Raw genomic sequence first — 15,770 nt, forward strand, 5'->3', positions numbered from 1 at the left:
ATGAGCGATCTTGTCGCCGAGCGTGCCCGCTATGTGGAGTTGATTGCCAGGCGCGAGCGGATTTCCTCAAAGCGCCTGCTCGACGCGCTTGCCGCCGTTCCGCGAGAGGAGTTTCTGCCGAGGGGACCCTGGCGCATCAAGAGCGAGGCGGCGCGCAGCTATCGGCTGACGCCCAACGCAGATCCCGTTCATCTCTACGACAACGTACTGGTCGCGATCGACGCGCGCCGCAGGCTCGACACCGGCCTGCCGAGCCTGTGGGCGCATTTCATCGACATGCTCGACATCAGGGAGAAGGACCGTGTCGTGCAGATCGGCTGCGGACTGGGTTATTTCTCGGCCGTGCTGTCGATGATGGTCGGTCCAAAGGGCAGCGTACATGCGATCGAATGCGACGAGCGTCTCGCGGTGCGAGCGGCGAACTGCTTGCGCGGCTATGGTAACGTCAGGGTCGTCAACGGCGACGGATGCAAGGACGTCGGCAAGCCGGCCGACGTGATCATCGTGCATGCCGGCTTCCCGCACCCGCACCCACTCTGGCTTGAGGCGCTCCGTCCGCGCGGCCGCCTCCTGGTGCCGCTGACCCAGCGCGACCGCGAAGGTGCCGCCCTCAAGATCACGCGGAGGGCTAACGGCTTCGAGGCAGAGGCGATCCAGCAGATCCGGATCTTTCCCGGTCACGGCCGCGGTGTGAGCGCGCTCGACGACCGCGTCGCCGACTGGTGGCAGCGGGCCTCAGCCCTGGCACCGCTGCGCTTTCGCAGTCTCGCGCAGGGGCTGCCGTCGGATTAGTTAATGCTTCATTTCATTTTACCTTGATTCCGTTTGTGAGTTTCCAGCGGCTCCCGCCGTCGCTATGAGTGCGGTCTGATCGCCATTCGAGCGCGTTCCATGCATTCCGTTGCACTGCTGACTGCCAGCTACGCCAAGGATATCGAACGTTTTTCGCTGCTCAGCGAGAGCATCGACACTTGGCTGACGGGATACACGCGGCATTATGTTCTCGTCAACGATGAGGACGTGCCGCTGTTCGCGCGGTTCGCCTCCGACAAGCGGGTCATCGTCCCGGCCTCGCGCTATCTGCCGAAATGGCTGTTCGCGCTGCCGCCGGCGCTCCAGTTCATGAGCAAGCGCCGCGTCTGGCTGTCGCTGCTGTCGTCACCGGTGCACGGCTGGCACATCCAGCAGATCCTGAAGATCGCCGGCGTCCTCAATGCGCCGGAGCAGCGCGTCTGCATCCTGGATTCGGATAATCTGTTCTTCCGCGAATTCGACGTCGGCCAGTATGCCGGCGCCGAGCAGACGCCGCTGTTCGTCACGCGCGAGGCGATCGGCGCCGATCACCCGTTGCATGGCCTCTGGCTTCGCACCGTCGATCAGCTTCTCGGTATCAAGCAGCGCTCGTTCCCGGCGGACGATTATGTCGGCAACGCGCTGGTCTGGGACAAGGACACGGCCCGTGCGATGACCGACGCGATCAAGTCGGCGACGGGCTTGAGCTGGGCTCTGGCGCTGTGCCGGAAGAAAAAGTTCTCCGAATATCTGCTTTACGGCAACTTCGTCGCGACCTCGCCGGAACATCTGGCGAGACATCGGATCACCGAAGACAGCCTCGCAGTCTCGCACTGGGACGATACGCCCCTCGACCGCCCGGCCATCGAAGCGATGATGCGCACGGCCTCGCCCGAGCAGGTCGCGCTATGCATCCAGTCCTATTCGTCGACCTCGATCGACGACATCCGCGACGTGTTCCGTCTCTCCTCGCGCGATCGCCGAAGCCCGAGCCTGTCGCCCGAAGACATGGGAGACGCGGCCGCGTTCGAAGTGCCCAAGACGCGCTAAAGCATGATCCGGAAAAGTGCGAAGCGGTTTTCCGGAAAAATCATGCGTAAACAACAAGCTAAAGCGCGATGACGATTCATCCAAATCTCATCGCGCTTTAGTCTTCAAACGTCTTTGGTGAACTTGCTGATGACGTCCATGAACGGCTTCGGCTTGAACTCGCCGTCGAGCGGCAGCGGGCGGTTCGGCTGCTTGTCCGCGCGGGCGAAGGTGCCGTTGATCCAGCTGTAACGGTCCGAGAGGCCCCAGGTCAGGATCGAGCGCACCGGGCCGCTCGCGGAGACGGCGGTGAGCAGGTCGTCGACGCGCTTGGCCACGACGGCGTCGCGCTCCGCAGGACTTCCCGTCAGCTTCTGGTCGTCGACGTCGAGCTCGGTGATGAGCACATCGAGGCCCCAAGAGCGCAGCTCGGTGACGAATTCGGCGAGCCCGTGCGTGTCGATCTCGAGCTCGGCGTGCAGATGCGATTGCAGCCCAACCGCGTGGAGCGGAACGCCCTGATCGAGCAGGTCCATGATGAGGTTGCGATAAGCCGCCCGCTTGGCGACGAACGAGTCTTTCGCCGACTCGATGTCATATTCATTGATCGCGAGCTTGACGAAGGGGTCGGCCGCGGCCGCCGTACGGAACGCCAGGGGAATCCAGCGGCCGCCGAGATGCTGCGTCCAGAACGTGTCGCGCCTGTCTTTCGGGCTGCGGGGGTTATCCGGGATCGGCTCGTTGACGACGTCCCACGACGTCAGCTTGTCCTTGTAGTAGGAGACGACGGTACCGATGTGGTCGAGATAGGCCCGCTCGACGCCCTTGGTGTCCTTGATCCGCTTGGTCCAGTCCGGAATGTCGTGATACCAGGCCAGCGCGTGGCCGCGCATCGTCAGATCGTTGTCTCGCGCGAAATCCAGGATCGCGTCGGCGCGCTCGAAGGCGAACGTGTGGGCGTCCGGCCGCAGCATCGGCCATTTCAGCTCGAGCACCGGCACCACCTGCGTGCAATAGGTGCTGATGGCGTCACCGAGCCGCGGGTCGGCTTGCAGGTCCCAGAGCGTCGCCGCGGCGCCGAAGCCGGGACGGCGCTGGGCGCGTTTGGACGCCGGCACCGCGGACGCCGATGCGCCCGCCGCGAGGGCTGCGGCGCCGCCGAGGAGAAATTCGCGTCTGTCGAGCCTGGTCACCGCAGTCCTCATCGATCCAAGACGGCATCGTACCAAGCGGCGCCTTGCGACGCCTGGGTTTTGGCTCGTTGGGTTAACCTTGCAGTCGCAAGTCATGTTTCTTTCGATCGCCAAACCTTTCCGCTCGAGGAAGGGCAAATTTAACGCTAACGCGCGAAAGCGGCGTCAAAGCCGCATTCGCCGCCCGATCTGGAGACTTATGTGACACTCTTGCGCCATGCTGCGGCGCAGTTCGTTCGCCAAGGCCCCATCGATTAACAGCCGTCATAATCGCAAGACCGCTGCCGGTCCCGTGCTCGCATGCTGAACCGCCATTTCTCGATTTATCTCGTGGCCTACATCCTGCCGGCGGCCGTGGGCTTTTTCGCGGTCACGGCCTATACGCGGCTCGTGAGCCCGGCTGAGTACGGCGTCTATGTCGTCGGTATCAGCCTTGCGGGCATTCTGGGCGCGATCTTCTTCGCCTGGATCAAGCTGTCGGTGTCGCGCTATCAGGCGATGTCGGCGGAGGTCGATTTTCGCGGCACGGCGATGGTCGCCTTCGTCCTCACGGTCGCGGTGCTCTGTGCCACCACACCGCTGGTCTTGCTGTTTCGCAGCGACATCAGTGTCGAGCTGCTGCTCGCCAGCATGTTCGTCGCGATCATGGCCAATGCGGTCGATGTCGGCCAGGAGTTCGAGCGCGCCAAATTGCGTCCCTACCGCTTCGCGGCGATCGCGATCGTGCGCAGCGTCTCCAGCGTCGGCTTCGGCCTCGTCGGCATCTGGCTCGGCTGGGGCGGATTGGGGCTGCTCGCGGCGTTCGGTCTGGGGTCGCTCGCCGGCATCATCCTGAACCTCGCAGGCGACCGCAGCAGGATCGCGCGCTTCCAGCGCAGCCAGTTCATGCAGCTGGCCCGCTACGGTCTGCCGCTGACGTTGGCAGGATTGTCCGTTGCCGTCTATTCGGCCTGCGACCGGCTCATCGTCGCCTATTTGCTCGGCAAGGACGCTGCCGGCATCTTCGGCGTTGCCGCCGATCTGCCGCGCCAGTTCATGGTGATGATCGCATCCAGCGTCGCCGCGGCGACCGTGCCGCTGGTGTTCCGGTCATTGTCCGAGAATAGCAGCGAGACGACGCGGGAGCGGCTGACCGAAAGTCTCGAACTCCTGCTGGCCGTCGTGGCACCCGTCGCGATATGGCTCGCGCTTGCGGCGGACCAGGTCGCCGGCACGCTCGTCGGCATCGACTTCCGCGCCGGCGTCTCGGCGCTGCTGCCGACCCTGGTGCTTGCGCGGCTTTTCGGCATCGCCAATCAGTTCTACGTGCAGATCAGCTTCCAGCTTGCCGAGCGCCCCTTCATGCTGGCGGCGCAATCCTTTCTCACGCTGGTGGTCAGCGTGATCCTGATGTTCGCGCTGATCGCTCCTTACGGCCTTTACGGCGCGGCGCTGGCGACGCTGGCGACCGAGGCGATCGGCTTCCTCGTTGCCGTCGTCCTGATGCATCGGGCCCACCCGGTCCCGTTCGAGCTCAATCGCCTCGCCGGCATTGCCCTCTCCGCAGCGGTGATGGCGGCCGCGATTCTGGTTGCGCGCTCGCAAACTGGCGGCACCGGCCTCGTGTCGCTGATCATCGTGAGCCTTGCCGGCGGCTTTGCTTATGCGGTTGCGGTCTGGCTGCTGAACGTTGCGAACGTGCGAACGTTGTCGCTGCGATTTCTCCGCACGTTCAACCGCAAGGCGCTGGGCGTTTAGTTGCGCGCCGGTGGGCGTCGCCGTCACGACGCACCCCCCGCCAGCTAACCGGACATTCTGCCGCAGCGATCGGGGCCAGCTTCACGCCAGCTTCGACCGGAGGCCGCCTTCCGCCTGTGGCAGCCGTCGTATATGAGTGATTTGTCGCGGGAACATGCCGAATCTCGCCACAGACGGAACGTAAGGCGGCTGCGACTTCTTAATGCAATGATTCCAATCTGGCACGTGATCGGCACAGGCGGACTGGCATTTCGACCGAGGATGGCATGAAAAACCGACCGACGAGGGCGCAATCCACCGTGGCGATGCGGAGTTGGAGGCCTTCCGGACTCGTGGCGCTGGCCGCGGTCGTCGCATTGACGGCGGCGGCCCCGGCGACCGCCGCCAAGCAGCCGCGCCAGGTGACCGAGGCGGTGGCGCCGCGTGTGGCCGGCGAGCCGATCATGGCGATCGTGTCGATCAAGAGCCAGCAGGTCACTTTCTATGATGCCGACGGCTGGATCCTGCGCGCGCCGGTGTCGACCGGCACCACGGGCCGCGAGACGCCGGCCGGCGTGTTCGCCATCATCGAGAAGGACAAGGACCACCGCTCGACCATGTATGACGATGCCTGGATGCCGAACATGCAGCGCATCACCTGGAACGGAATCGCGCTGCATGGCGGGCCGCTGCCCGGTTATGCCGCTTCGCACGGCTGCGTGCGCATGCCGTTCGGCTTTGCCGAGAACCTGTTCGACAAGACCTATATCGGAATGCGGGTGATCATCTCGCCGTATGACACGGTCCCGACCGACTTCTCTCACCCCTCGCTGTTCGTGCCGAAGCCGGAGGCGATCGCGGCGGCGCCCAGCCGGGCCGACAAGCTCTCCGCCGAGGCCGACGAGGCCACAAGGGTGGCCGACGAGGCCAAGAAGGCTGCTTCCGCTGCCGCGAAGGAAGCTGCCTCGCTCCCTGCCGCGCTGCGCAAGCTGGAACAGCAGAAGGCCCGCGCAGATGCCGAGCTCGCCTTCGCCGACAAGACGCTCGTGAACGCCAAAACCGATCAGGCACGCGCCAAGGCCGAGGAGTTGAAGCAAAAGGCGGTGGCCAAGGCTGCCGACGCGGCGACGCAGCTCGACGCCGCCAGGGCCGCCGCGCAGCCGAAGCGCGATGCAGCGGCCGCCACCAAGGAAGCCGCGAAGGCGGCCGCGGCCAGGAAGGCCGACGCCGTCAAGGCGGCGACCGATGCAAAGCTCGCGGGTGAGCCGGTCTCGGTTTACATCAGCCGTGCGACGCAGAAGCTCTACGTGCGGCGGAACACGCACAAGCCAGCGCCCGACGGCGGCGGCGAGGTGTTCGACACCAGCATCGAGGTTCCCGTCACGATCCGCAATCCCGACCAGCCGCTCGGCACGCACATCTTCACGGCGATGGCGAAGACCGATTCGGGCCTGCGCTGGAGCGTGGTCACGATCGACAACGGCGACGACGCCCGCAATGCGCTCGACCGCATCACCATCCCGCAGGACGTGTGGGATCGCATCGGGCCGACCGCATTGCCGCGCTCCTCGATCATCATCTCCGATGAGCCGCTGAGCAGCGAGACCAATTACCGGACAGAGTTCGTCGCAGTGCTGAGCAACGAGCCGCAGGGCGGCTTCATCACGCGCAAGCCGACCGCGCCTGCCATGATCGCCAGCGATGACGGCTGGGACAACGGCGGCAACGGCTTCGGCTTCTTCTTCCAGCAGCGTGATCCCTACGTCCAGCCGGTCAATCCGCGCCCGCGCAGCCAGTACCAGTATTATCAGCCGGCGCAGCCGATGCAGCGGGGCTTTTGGTAAAGGAAGTGCTGCGTCGGCCGGCTCCGAAAGCGTCTACGTCACCGGCAGGCCCTCGCGGCGGATACCGTCCTGAGCGGGATGTAGCTGGGAGCGCAATCCGGGGCCAGTGCTTCAGGGCGCGAGCTGACCCGGATTGCGCTGCGCTTCATCCGGCTACAAACTCGGGTGCAAACTCCGGCGTTCCCGGACGACTCACGATATGAAAACCACATTGCTCAGACCCGAAAACTACACCCGCTCGCCCTGGAAGAACGGCGGCGGCATCTTCACCGACATCGCGGACGCTCATCGGGCCGATGCACGCGAGAAGAGCTGGGACAGCCTGCACTGGCGCTTTGCGTCGACGCCGATCGTGGCGCCGGGTCCCTTCTCCCATATGCCCGGCATCGATCGCTTGCAGATGGTCGTCGATGGGCGCGGGCTGGTGCTGAAGGCCCTCGGGCAGGAATTCGACGAACGTGAACCTTTTACGACCGTGCGCTTCACCGGCGAGCTCGAGATCGTGACCGAGCTCGAGGCCGGGCCCGTCGAGGTCGTGAACCTCATGGCGCGGCGCGGTGCGGCGGAGATCGATCTCATCGCGCTTAAGGAGCCCGGCGACCGGCGGCTGGCCGCCGGCACGCATCTGGTCTACGCACCTCGGGGCGAATGCCGCATCAGTCTCGACAATGAGAATATTGCGATTCCCCACAACGGCACGCTGAAAGTCGAGCTGCTCGGGCCATCGCAGCTCGCGCTCGTCTCGGGTCTGGCGGTGCTGGGGTCGATCCGGCTCCTCGGTTAGCGCCGGTCGCTGCGCACAATCCGTGCAACTGGCTAGGTTGACGCCGCCCGGCCGGAGCACGATATCTGCTTCCCCAAAGACCGCAGCCCGAGGGGCAGGATATGAACGCACCAGACAACCATGTCCCTGCGCAGGCCGACGGCGTCGTCGACTGGCTGACCACCGGCACGCGCGACGAGCGCTTCATCGACAACATCTTCGCGCAGATGTGTATCCGTCTCCAGCAGGCGGGCATTCCGGTGAAGCGCGCGACGCTTCACATCCTGATCAATCACCCGCAGTGGCTGGGGGCCCGCATGATGTGGTCCGACGGGATGCGCGAGGCGGAGATTGCGCTGGTCGACTATGACGTTCGCGAGCGGTCCGAATATATCGGAAGCGCCGCCAACGAGCTCCATGACGGCGCCGCCGAGGTGCGCGAGCGGCTCGAGCAGGATTCTTCGCTCAGCCGCAAGCACGCCCTCTATGACGAGATGCGGGCCAAGGGCCTCACCGACTATGTCGCCTGGCCGCTCTACCATACGCTCGGCAAGCGGCACATCGTCACTTTCGCGACCGATCGGCCCGGCGGGTTCGACGATGCGCATGTCGCCGGCCTGAAGAAGCTGTTGCCGGTGCTGGCGCTGGTCAGCGAGATCCGCGTCAAGAACCGCCTGGCGCGCACGCTGCTGGAGACCTATGTCGGCTCTCATGCCGGCGAGTTGATCCTGGCCGGCGCCACGAGGCGCGGCAGCGGCACGACGGTGCGTGCTGCGATCATGATCTGCGACCTCAGGGATTTCACCAAGATCTCCGACAACTGGCCGCGCGACGACGTGATCGACCTGCTCAACGACTATTTCGACGCGATGTCGGAGCCGATTGCGCGGCACGGCGGCGAGATCCTCAAGTTCATCGGCGACGGACTGCTCGCCATCTTTCCGCTTCATACGCCCAACGCCTGCGCCAATCTGCTCCATGCCGTGGCCGAGGCCCGGCAGGCCATGGCCGCGCTGAACGAACGGAACAGCGCAACCGGCCGCGCGCCGCTGAACTACGGCATCGGCGTCCATGTCGGTGACGTCATGTACGGCAACATCGGATCGGCCAGCCGGCTCGATTTCACCGTGATCGGCCCGGCCGTCAACATGGCCTCCCGCCTCGAGGCGCTGACCAAGAAGCTCGGCAGGAACGTGCTGCTGTCACGCGATTTCGCCGAGCTCGTGGAGAAGGAGTTTCAGCTCGAGCATGTCGGCAGGCACGAGGTGCGCGGCTTCAGCGATCCGATCGAGCTGTTTGCGTATCAGGGCTAAGCGACCTTCCGCCCGCGGCCATTTGCGGTTCGTTCCCGTCGTGCCGGCGCCCGGCGCGTTCATCTGGCCGCTCCGGCTTTGCCTCGTGTCGTTATCCCCGAGGGCGCTCCGCAAACACGGGTGACGGCCATCGTTGCTGTCAAGATGAAGCCTCGCTCAAGGGAGCAACGTCAAGCGCCGCCAATGGCCCGCGTAATGGTGCCACTCCCGCCGCAGGTGGCGCAGGGGGCACCGTCGATGCGACCCTTGCCATGACAGTCGGGACAGACGTCTTCGCCGGTGCCCATGGTTCCGGGCGGGGCTTCATCGCCAGGATTGAGCGTTGGCTGGATCCCGGTCCTTGAGTCCTGCGCGTTGGTCCTGGTCGTCTGCGTCTTGGTCATCTGCGCCTCCTCGAAAAGAGCGCAACGCACCTTGCCGCAGGAAGTGCCAATCGGAGCTCGCAGCGCTGCAGTCGGCGGAACCGCTCTGCCTGCTCCGCCTATGTCTCGACCGCCCCCGTGCCGGGCTGCCGCCGCTTGCTCTGCAGCCTTTCGTCACCGACGAACTGTCGTGAACAAATCGTCACGACCTCGGACTTCGCCGACGTGACGATGCAGTCCTGCCTGATGGGCGCGCCGCAGCTCGCCGCATGGATGGCGCAGCATCCGGCCGAACGTCCGGCTGCATGGCGCTGTACGATCGGCAGGCAGGGCGGGGGGCAGAGGAATTTAGGCTGCGAGCTTGGGATGCGGCGACGGCATGCGGGTTGGCAGCACTGTTGCCAGCGCCGGGTTGTGCGTCTAGGTTTTGCGCCAAGCTACGCCCAAACGGTCCTTGGCCGCTCGTTCATGCCGAAATTCCTACGCATCGGGGTCCATCAGTCGAACGTCTCCGGGTACACGTCGAAGGCGTGGTGCGTCAGGCGTGTTGGCTCGGCAGTCTTCCTGAAGTGGGGCGCCGTGGAGGTGCATGGCGCCGGCGATGGGCGCAAGGTCTATTGGTCGCGTCTGCCGCAGGAGAAGACGGTTCGTTGCGGCACTGCGCAGCGCGCGCAGGACTATACGAAGGCCGCGATCGCGCGGCGCCGCAATCATCGCTATGAGCCGCTGACCGGACCGATCGCGAACCGGCGCCCGTCCGCCGCACGCAGCGCCGAGCTCAAGCAGGCGCTCGCCACCATCCTGATCGTCGACATCGTCGGCTCCACCGCGAAGGCGGCGAAGCTCGGCGATGCGCGCTGGACCAAGGTCATGGGCCATTACTATGCTGCCGTCCGCAAGGAGTTGAAGACGTGCCGCGGCAAGGAGGTCGTGACCACCGGCGACGGCGTGCTGGCGACGTTCAGGAAACCCGCCGCCGGCATTGCTTGCGCGACCGCGATCCAGAAAGCCGTGCGCACGCTCGGCCTCGAGATCCGGGTCGGCCTGCACGCCGGCGAATACACCATCAGCGGCGGCGAAATGGTCGGCCTCGCCTTCCACATCGGCACCCGCGTCGCGGCGAAGGCGCGGGCAGGGGAGGTGCTGGTGTCGAGTGCGGTGAAGGAGCTGATGACGGCGCAGGCGGCGGCGAGCCTGAAGGATCACGGCTTGCACCGGCTGAAGGGCGTGCCGGAAAGATGGAGGCTGTGGCGGGTGGAGGGGTGAGACGGCGTGCGGCAGCCTGCAGCGCCTTCAGCTTTCGAAAGGGCGCGGTATGGATGATGCCGCAGGCGTTGGGTGGCATTGGCAATACGCTCCGACGCGACCCGGTGGAAGCGCGGCTTGCGCATCGCCCGCTCGCTGATCGGCAGCTACGTCACCTCGCTCGACATGGCCGGGTGCTCGCTCACGTTGAGCCTGCTTGATCGTACCAATTCGTCTGCGAAGCGAGGCCCCTGGTGGGATGGCCGCTCGCTGACGAGGCGCTTCTGGTCGCCGGCCCAGCCGAACTCGCGCAGTCCTCGGCGGAACGCCTCCAGGGTGCGCCAGCTAACGGTGCCCCAAGCGTTCCCCTCGGCGCGCACACTCACAGGCAGTGCAATGGCCAGCTGCGGCCTGGGTTTGCTCTTGATCAAGTTCAGTAGCGTCGCCGCCATGATCATCGTCAGGACACCACCAGCGCTGAGCGTGATCTGCATCGCAAGCCCCGCCGATATGTCGAGCAGCGCCAGGAGGCTAGCGAGCGTAAGCAGGACACCGAGGCAGAAGATTGGCAAAGAGTGCCTGCCACAGAGGATGGCGCCGCGCATTACCGCAGTCGTCAATGCTCGTCGATTGGGCGGCACCAACCATACCGCCACAACCGCTAGGGCCAAGAAATGCAACAGACGCAACGGATCGAGATTCGATTTGTCCATCTGGTAGGCCAACTTCGTCAGCCCCTGCGGGATCAATGCTTCCAGCGGCTTGATTCTCCAGCTCAATACGATGACGAGGCTGAAGACCAGATAGAGAACGGCAGGCACGAGCGCCAAAGGTGACGTTAGCCAGGGGCGCACTCTTCCGCCCGCGATTATCACCCACGCGCCAAGGACCACCAGCAGCTGCCAGGCCAGTGGATTGAAAGCCCAGTGGCCGTTTGGCCACGCCGGCAAGGACCAGCCGAACATATGCACCAGTGTATAAAGCGCCAGCGAGGCGCCGAGCGTCACGTTGGGCAGTCGGAGCAGCAACCACAGCAACGGCGCGAACAAGAGGTGGAGGAGCACGAAGATCGGCAACACATCGGTATTGACTGGGCGGTATTGCAGAATCGCCGCGTGCGCGAGCGTTGCGCCCGGCTGATCCAACAGAATGCGCGTATTGCTCTCGTCGGCAAGGCGTTCCACGCCGGCGATGTGGACTAGGGTCGCGCAGGCGAGCGTGAGCAGCAGAAACGCGACATAGATGTCCCAGCTTCGCCGCAGCGTCCGGCGGATCACGCTGCTCCATCCCTCGCGGCCCCATACCTTACCGTAGGCCAGTGCGCAGGTGACCCCTGAGACAAACATGAACACTTCCGCGGCATCGCTGAAGCCGTAGTTCCGCAGCGTCAGCCAGCTTCCAATGTTATTGGGGACATGATCAAGAAAGATGCACCAGAGCGCGATGCCGCGGCAGGCATCAATGCGCACGTCGCGGCCGTTGGCTTTCAGCTCCGACGCCACGTCCGCGGATGGCTTCAGGGTGGCGGTTCGATCATGCATTGGCTTGCCTCGTCCAGCGTGCGCGCACGCTCAAAGAGGAACGATCGAGACGGATCGAACTTGAAAAAAAAGCGCGGCCCTGCGGGTCGTGACAGCGCCGCAGTTCAAGGTTGCTTCACATCGACCTGGCAACGACAGCAATTGCGACAATGATCACATGGCCGCGCTGGGTAGAACGCTGGTGGGAGGACCGACTGTCGACATCATCTTTCAAGTGGCACAGACTGTAAATCGGCCGGAGGTCGGTACAGAGAGGTGCCTAGGTCCTATGACCAAGGTACTATCCCGAACGCGGTATTGAGACCGCATGATGAGCAATTTGTCGCTCGCGTGGACGGAGGGGCTAAGCGAGTTCCGCGCTCCATGCAGCGCGCGCTCCTTACGACTGTGTGCCGTTGCAATCATACCACACAGCAGCGCTCGGCTCCTACTCTGAGTGCCTGACGGCGAACCGCTGGACCAGAGATAGAAGATGGACGGTTTCGAAGGTGGGTGTATGATTTTTCATTGATCTCCGGGCGGTCAGAGGACGGAGAGCATTTTTATGAAAGTGCTTGTTGTTGACGATCACACATTGATTCGCGAGGCGTTGCACGCTGTCCTCAAGCAATTGAAGCGAGAAGCCGTGATATTCGAAGCTTCGAGCAGCCGAGAGGCCATGCACATCGTCGAGGAGCATCCCGATATCAGCCTCATTTTGCTTGACATCAATCTACCTGACCGCGACGGCTTCTCTGTCCTCTGCGAACTGCGCCATCGCTATGCGACCATTGCTATCATCATTCTCTCATCCTCCGATGATCACGATACGGTCAGGCGCGCTTTCAAGCTTGGCGCGCTGGGTTTCATCCCCAAAACCACGGAACGTGAGGTGATGCTCAACGCTATTGAGTTGGTGTTTTCCGGCGGAGTTTACATTCCCTCGGAGATTCTGGAGGAAACAGCGGACCCGCGGTTTGCAGATAAGCCATTGGCTCGCGGCTCGCTCAAGGGGCTTGGATTGACCGATCGTCAGATCGACGTACTTGCGCTGCTGATGAAGGGGAAAACCAACAAGGTCATTGCCAGGACGCTCAATATGGCAGTGCCGACAGTGAAGAATCACATCACGGTCGTTCTCAAGGCGCTCGGCGTAGCGACGCGCACCGAGGCCGTCATTAAGGTCGGAAAAATGGGCTGGGAGGTGCCGCCGAAATCTGATTCATGAAACTGCCCCGGTGCCTCTCCCACCATCGTGATCCCTAAGGAGCTCATGCATGACAGCACGGAGCCGCATCGGATCGACGGGCTTGTGCAGCAAAATGTACCCTCTGTCCCTGGCGTCCCGCAGAGGTTCAGCTGCGGTATCGCCGCTGACGAGAATGGCGGGAATTGGCGAGCCAAACGCCGCATTGACTTGTTCGATTGCCCGGATCCCGGTCCTACCGCTTGCGAGATGATAGTCCGAGATTATGAGATCGGGACGCTGTTCGCGCTCGGCAAGTCGGACAAGTGCAGCTTCGTCGGAGCCGGCGGCAAGTACCGAGTATCCCCATTTGCTAAGCAATCCGCCCGTTCCCTCCTGCACGATCGGAGTATCGGCAATAACAAGAATTGCCTTGCCGTCGACCGCCAAGGCGCCGGCGTGGGGTAAGACGGCGGGCGCCGCGGACCTGATGCATTGATCGACTTTCGGAACCAGGATCGCAAATCGCGAACCTCGGCCCACAGTCGAAACCAGGTCGATTTGATGGTCGAGAAGCAGACGAAGCCTGTCGACGATGGCCAGACCGAGGCCCAGTCCGCCGGACCGGTTCTGTTCTGAGGTGGGAACTTGAAAAAACTCGCGAAAGATATTCTGCTTTTGATCCTCGGGAATGCCAGGACCGGTATCGCATACTTCGATACGCAACATTTCACCGCGCCGACGACATCCGACGAGGATCCCGCCCTGCAACGTATAGCGCACCGCATTTGACACAAGATTCAGCATGATGCGTTCGAGCAGCATCGCGTCGCTTCGCACCCAGGCGTCACTTGGCCTGACGCGTAGCCGCAGCCCCTTTTTTTGCGTGGCCTGGTCAAACGCAGTCTCGATTTTCTGCAACAAGCGCCCGATCGGGAATTCGGTGATTTTGGGGGTAAGCATCCCGGCATCCAGCCTGGAAATGTCCAGGAGCGAATTGAACATTCCATCCATTTCCTTGCGGGTTGCGTCGATCCGTTCGATCGTGTTTGTCCTTTCCTCCGGTTTGAGTGGCGTCCGCAGCTGGGCGACGAACAACCCCAACGCATGTAAGGGCTGCCGCAAATCATGGCTTGCCATGGCGAGAAAGCGCGATTTGGCTGCGTTGGCGAGCTCCAGTTCCTGCGTACGCTCGGCGACCTTCTGCTCGAGTTCGACATGCGCGCGGCGCAGGTTTCCTTCCGCTTTCTCGCGGACCTTAACATCCGCGCTCAGCAGCAGGCTTGGAACGGTAATACTGATCAAGAACATCAACACGAGCAGGAATGACGCGTTGGGATCCGAAATCGCGAAGGGGCCGCCGCCCGCGTGCGTTGCCCAAATCGTGATGCCCGCAAGCACGAGAGCGACCGTTGCGGTATCGCGTGGACCGCGACGAAGCGCCGCCCATAGCATGGGCAGGATGGCCAGAAAGCCGAGTGGATCTCGGCCGGGCGTCTGCTCGATCAGGGGGCTGAAAGCAATGAGGCCGACAGCCGCTGCTGTCGCGAGGACCCCTGCCGTCTCGACAAAATCGTGCCAGTTGGAGGCTTGATGGTGGTTTGATGCCCACAGCACGGTTACGGGGGCAATGACTAGTGCGCCGGTCACGTCGCCCAGCCACCAGGTGATCCACGCGTCCGCAAAATTCTTTGGCTCGATGTATCCGAAGAGTGCCAGGCTGGTCAGTCCAATGGTGGCGCTGATCGGTGTCGCGATCACGACGCAGATCAGGGTAAACTTTGCGACAGAATTTGGTGTCGAAAACGTTTCACACCCGCCCGACCACCGATTGATGAGATACGCGCCGGCAATCGCCTCGAGAGAGTTACCGGTTGCAATCGCAATTGCGGTGGCAAGGGAGCCTGCCGTCGTCGCATTGGCGATCATCGCCGCGGCAAAAATTGCGGGCCAGGTTCGATATCCCCGCAACAACACTGCCGCCAGCGCGACACCTGTCGGCGGCCAAATTGGTGTTGCGCTGGGATGAATAGAGGCGAGGGCGAGGCCAGCCTTTGCCGAGACGAAATAGATCAGTCCAATCACGACCAGACCACCGACGTAGCTGACGCCGCGGTATGAATCCATGTCGGGTGATCGTCGATCGGACATCGTCGGCGCCGGGACTAGGCAATTGGGTCGTTCACCATGACTGAATTTTGAAATCTTGGTCGAAGATCAAAGATCGCTAGCCCGATATGGCAGACGCCTTCAGATCGAATTGATCACCGCAGTCTGCTTTGCGGACTAACGAGACGAACCGTGCGTTCGAGGAGCATCTGGCCGACTTGCGTCAATCCCTCCTCTCAGCTCGCGGGAGACGACAGGCCGCCGTTGCGCACCGGAGGAATTCGCGGCGTCTCGTATTCACCCGACTTGTCGAGGGAGGCATCGTACGACGAAGATAGGCTCTCCGAAAGGCTGGATTTGAACTCGGACAAAGCCGCTGTGTGCGACAAAGGCCTATCTCTCGTTGGAGTCTCCTGGCTAAACCACCTGCACGATAGGTTGCCGTGGCGGACGAGACAGAGCACGGTTGTCGGACATGCTGATGGTGTCAAGGCGCTGGCTTACTCTCCCGATAGTCGCTACGCGGCAGCCAAATCTTGAATGGGAAGGCGTGAAGGCGGGCGAGTAAAACAAGTTCAGGTCGTACCTCCGTGAGAACGTGACGACCCGTCTCGCGTAGGGCGACAATCGCGAATTGAGCCCTTCTCTTGTCGTGCAGCTCTCAAGTCTCTGAATAAGGTCACACGGATGGCTAACGA

At 63.1% G+C, this 15,770-nt stretch carries 11 protein-coding genes and 3 pseudogenes; 10 read left to right on the forward strand and 4 right to left on the reverse strand.

What is annotated here, in order from left to right; translation table 11 throughout:
• Entirely contained in the window at positions 1-792 is a 792-nt protein-coding gene (locus tag P6U27_RS06900; protein WP_122401222.1) for a protein-L-isoaspartate O-methyltransferase, read from the forward strand.
• 99 nt (positions 793-891) lie between these two features.
• The gene (locus P6U27_RS06905; protein ID WP_162500147.1) at positions 892-1,842 is read left to right on the forward strand and encodes a DUF6492 family protein; all 951 of its coding nucleotides are present in this window, start codon (positions 892-894) and stop codon (positions 1,840-1,842) included.
• A gap of 104 nt (positions 1,843-1,946) precedes the next feature.
• On the opposite strand, the gene P6U27_RS06910 is transcribed toward P6U27_RS06905, so the two are convergent.
• The gene (locus P6U27_RS06910) at positions 1,947-3,014 is read right to left on the reverse strand and encodes an endo-1,4-beta-xylanase (RefSeq protein ID WP_122406409.1); all 1,068 of its coding nucleotides are present in this window, start codon (positions 3,012-3,014) and stop codon (positions 1,947-1,949) included.
• A 300-nt stretch (positions 3,015-3,314) separates the two neighbouring features.
• Between P6U27_RS06910 and P6U27_RS06915 the strand changes: the two genes are divergently transcribed.
• From P6U27_RS06915 to P6U27_RS06930, 4 genes are all read left to right on the forward strand, one after another.
• Positions 3,315-4,751 (forward strand): lipopolysaccharide biosynthesis protein, encoded by a 1,437-nt coding sequence (locus P6U27_RS06915; RefSeq protein ID WP_122401224.1) that lies wholly within the window; start codon positions 3,315-3,317, stop codon positions 4,749-4,751.
• Between the two features lie 266 nt (positions 4,752-5,017).
• Entirely contained in the window at positions 5,018-6,574 is a 1,557-nt protein-coding gene (locus P6U27_RS06920; RefSeq protein ID WP_122401225.1) for a L,D-transpeptidase, read from the forward strand.
• 199 nt (positions 6,575-6,773) lie between these two features.
• Positions 6,774-7,358, forward strand: a complete 585-nt coding sequence (locus P6U27_RS06925; RefSeq protein WP_122401226.1) for a HutD family protein — start codon at positions 6,774-6,776, stop codon at positions 7,356-7,358.
• A gap of 101 nt (positions 7,359-7,459) precedes the next feature.
• Positions 7,460-8,650 carry an adenylate/guanylate cyclase domain-containing protein gene (locus P6U27_RS06930; protein WP_407193756.1) on the forward strand — a complete coding sequence of 397 codons (1,191 nt, stop codon included), beginning with the start codon at positions 7,460-7,462 and terminating at the stop codon, positions 8,648-8,650.
• Positions 8,651-8,820: 170 nt separating this feature from the next.
• Here the strand turns inward: P6U27_RS06930 and P6U27_RS06935 are convergent, their stop codons facing one another.
• On the reverse strand, positions 8,821-9,033 hold the full coding sequence (locus P6U27_RS06935) for a hypothetical protein (protein ID WP_122406410.1): 213 nt from the start codon (positions 9,031-9,033) through the stop codon (positions 8,821-8,823).
• 117 nt (positions 9,034-9,150) lie between these two features.
• On the opposite strand from P6U27_RS06935, the pseudogene P6U27_RS06940 reads away from it, so the two are divergent.
• From P6U27_RS06940 to P6U27_RS06950, 3 genes and pseudogenes are all read left to right on the forward strand, one after another.
• Positions 9,151-9,348: pseudogene (locus P6U27_RS06940) on the forward strand (hypothetical protein); the annotation flags it as partial.
• A 132-nt stretch (positions 9,349-9,480) separates the two neighbouring features.
• Positions 9,481-10,278: an adenylate/guanylate cyclase domain-containing protein gene (locus P6U27_RS06945; protein ID WP_122406411.1), complete on the forward strand. Its 798-nt coding sequence runs from the start codon at positions 9,481-9,483 to the stop codon at positions 10,276-10,278.
• Positions 10,279-10,389: 111 nt separating this feature from the next.
• Positions 10,390-10,485: pseudogene (locus P6U27_RS06950) on the forward strand (dihydroxyacetone kinase subunit DhaK); the annotation flags it as partial.
• A gap of 254 nt (positions 10,486-10,739) precedes the next feature.
• Here P6U27_RS06950 and P6U27_RS06955 read toward each other — a convergent pair.
• Positions 10,740-11,798: pseudogene (locus P6U27_RS06955) on the reverse strand (OpgC domain-containing protein); the annotation flags it as partial.
• 544 nt (positions 11,799-12,342) lie between these two features.
• On the opposite strand from P6U27_RS06955, the gene P6U27_RS06960 reads away from it, so the two are divergent.
• The gene (locus P6U27_RS06960; RefSeq protein ID WP_122401229.1) at positions 12,343-13,005 is read left to right on the forward strand and encodes a response regulator transcription factor; all 663 of its coding nucleotides are present in this window, start codon (positions 12,343-12,345) and stop codon (positions 13,003-13,005) included.
• On the opposite strand, the gene P6U27_RS06965 is transcribed toward P6U27_RS06960, so the two are convergent.
• A complete protein-coding gene (locus P6U27_RS06965; RefSeq protein WP_407193757.1) occupies positions 13,000-15,090 on the reverse strand; it encodes an MASE1 domain-containing protein in 2,091 nt (696 codons plus the stop codon). The genes P6U27_RS06960 and P6U27_RS06965 overlap by 6 nt on opposite strands.
• Between the last annotated feature and the right edge of the window lie 680 nt (positions 15,091-15,770).

The sequence above is a fragment of the Bradyrhizobium sp. STM 3566 genome (genome assembly GCF_045571445.1).
GTDB classification, from domain to species: Bacteria; Pseudomonadota; Alphaproteobacteria; order Rhizobiales; family Xanthobacteraceae; genus Bradyrhizobium; species Bradyrhizobium vignae.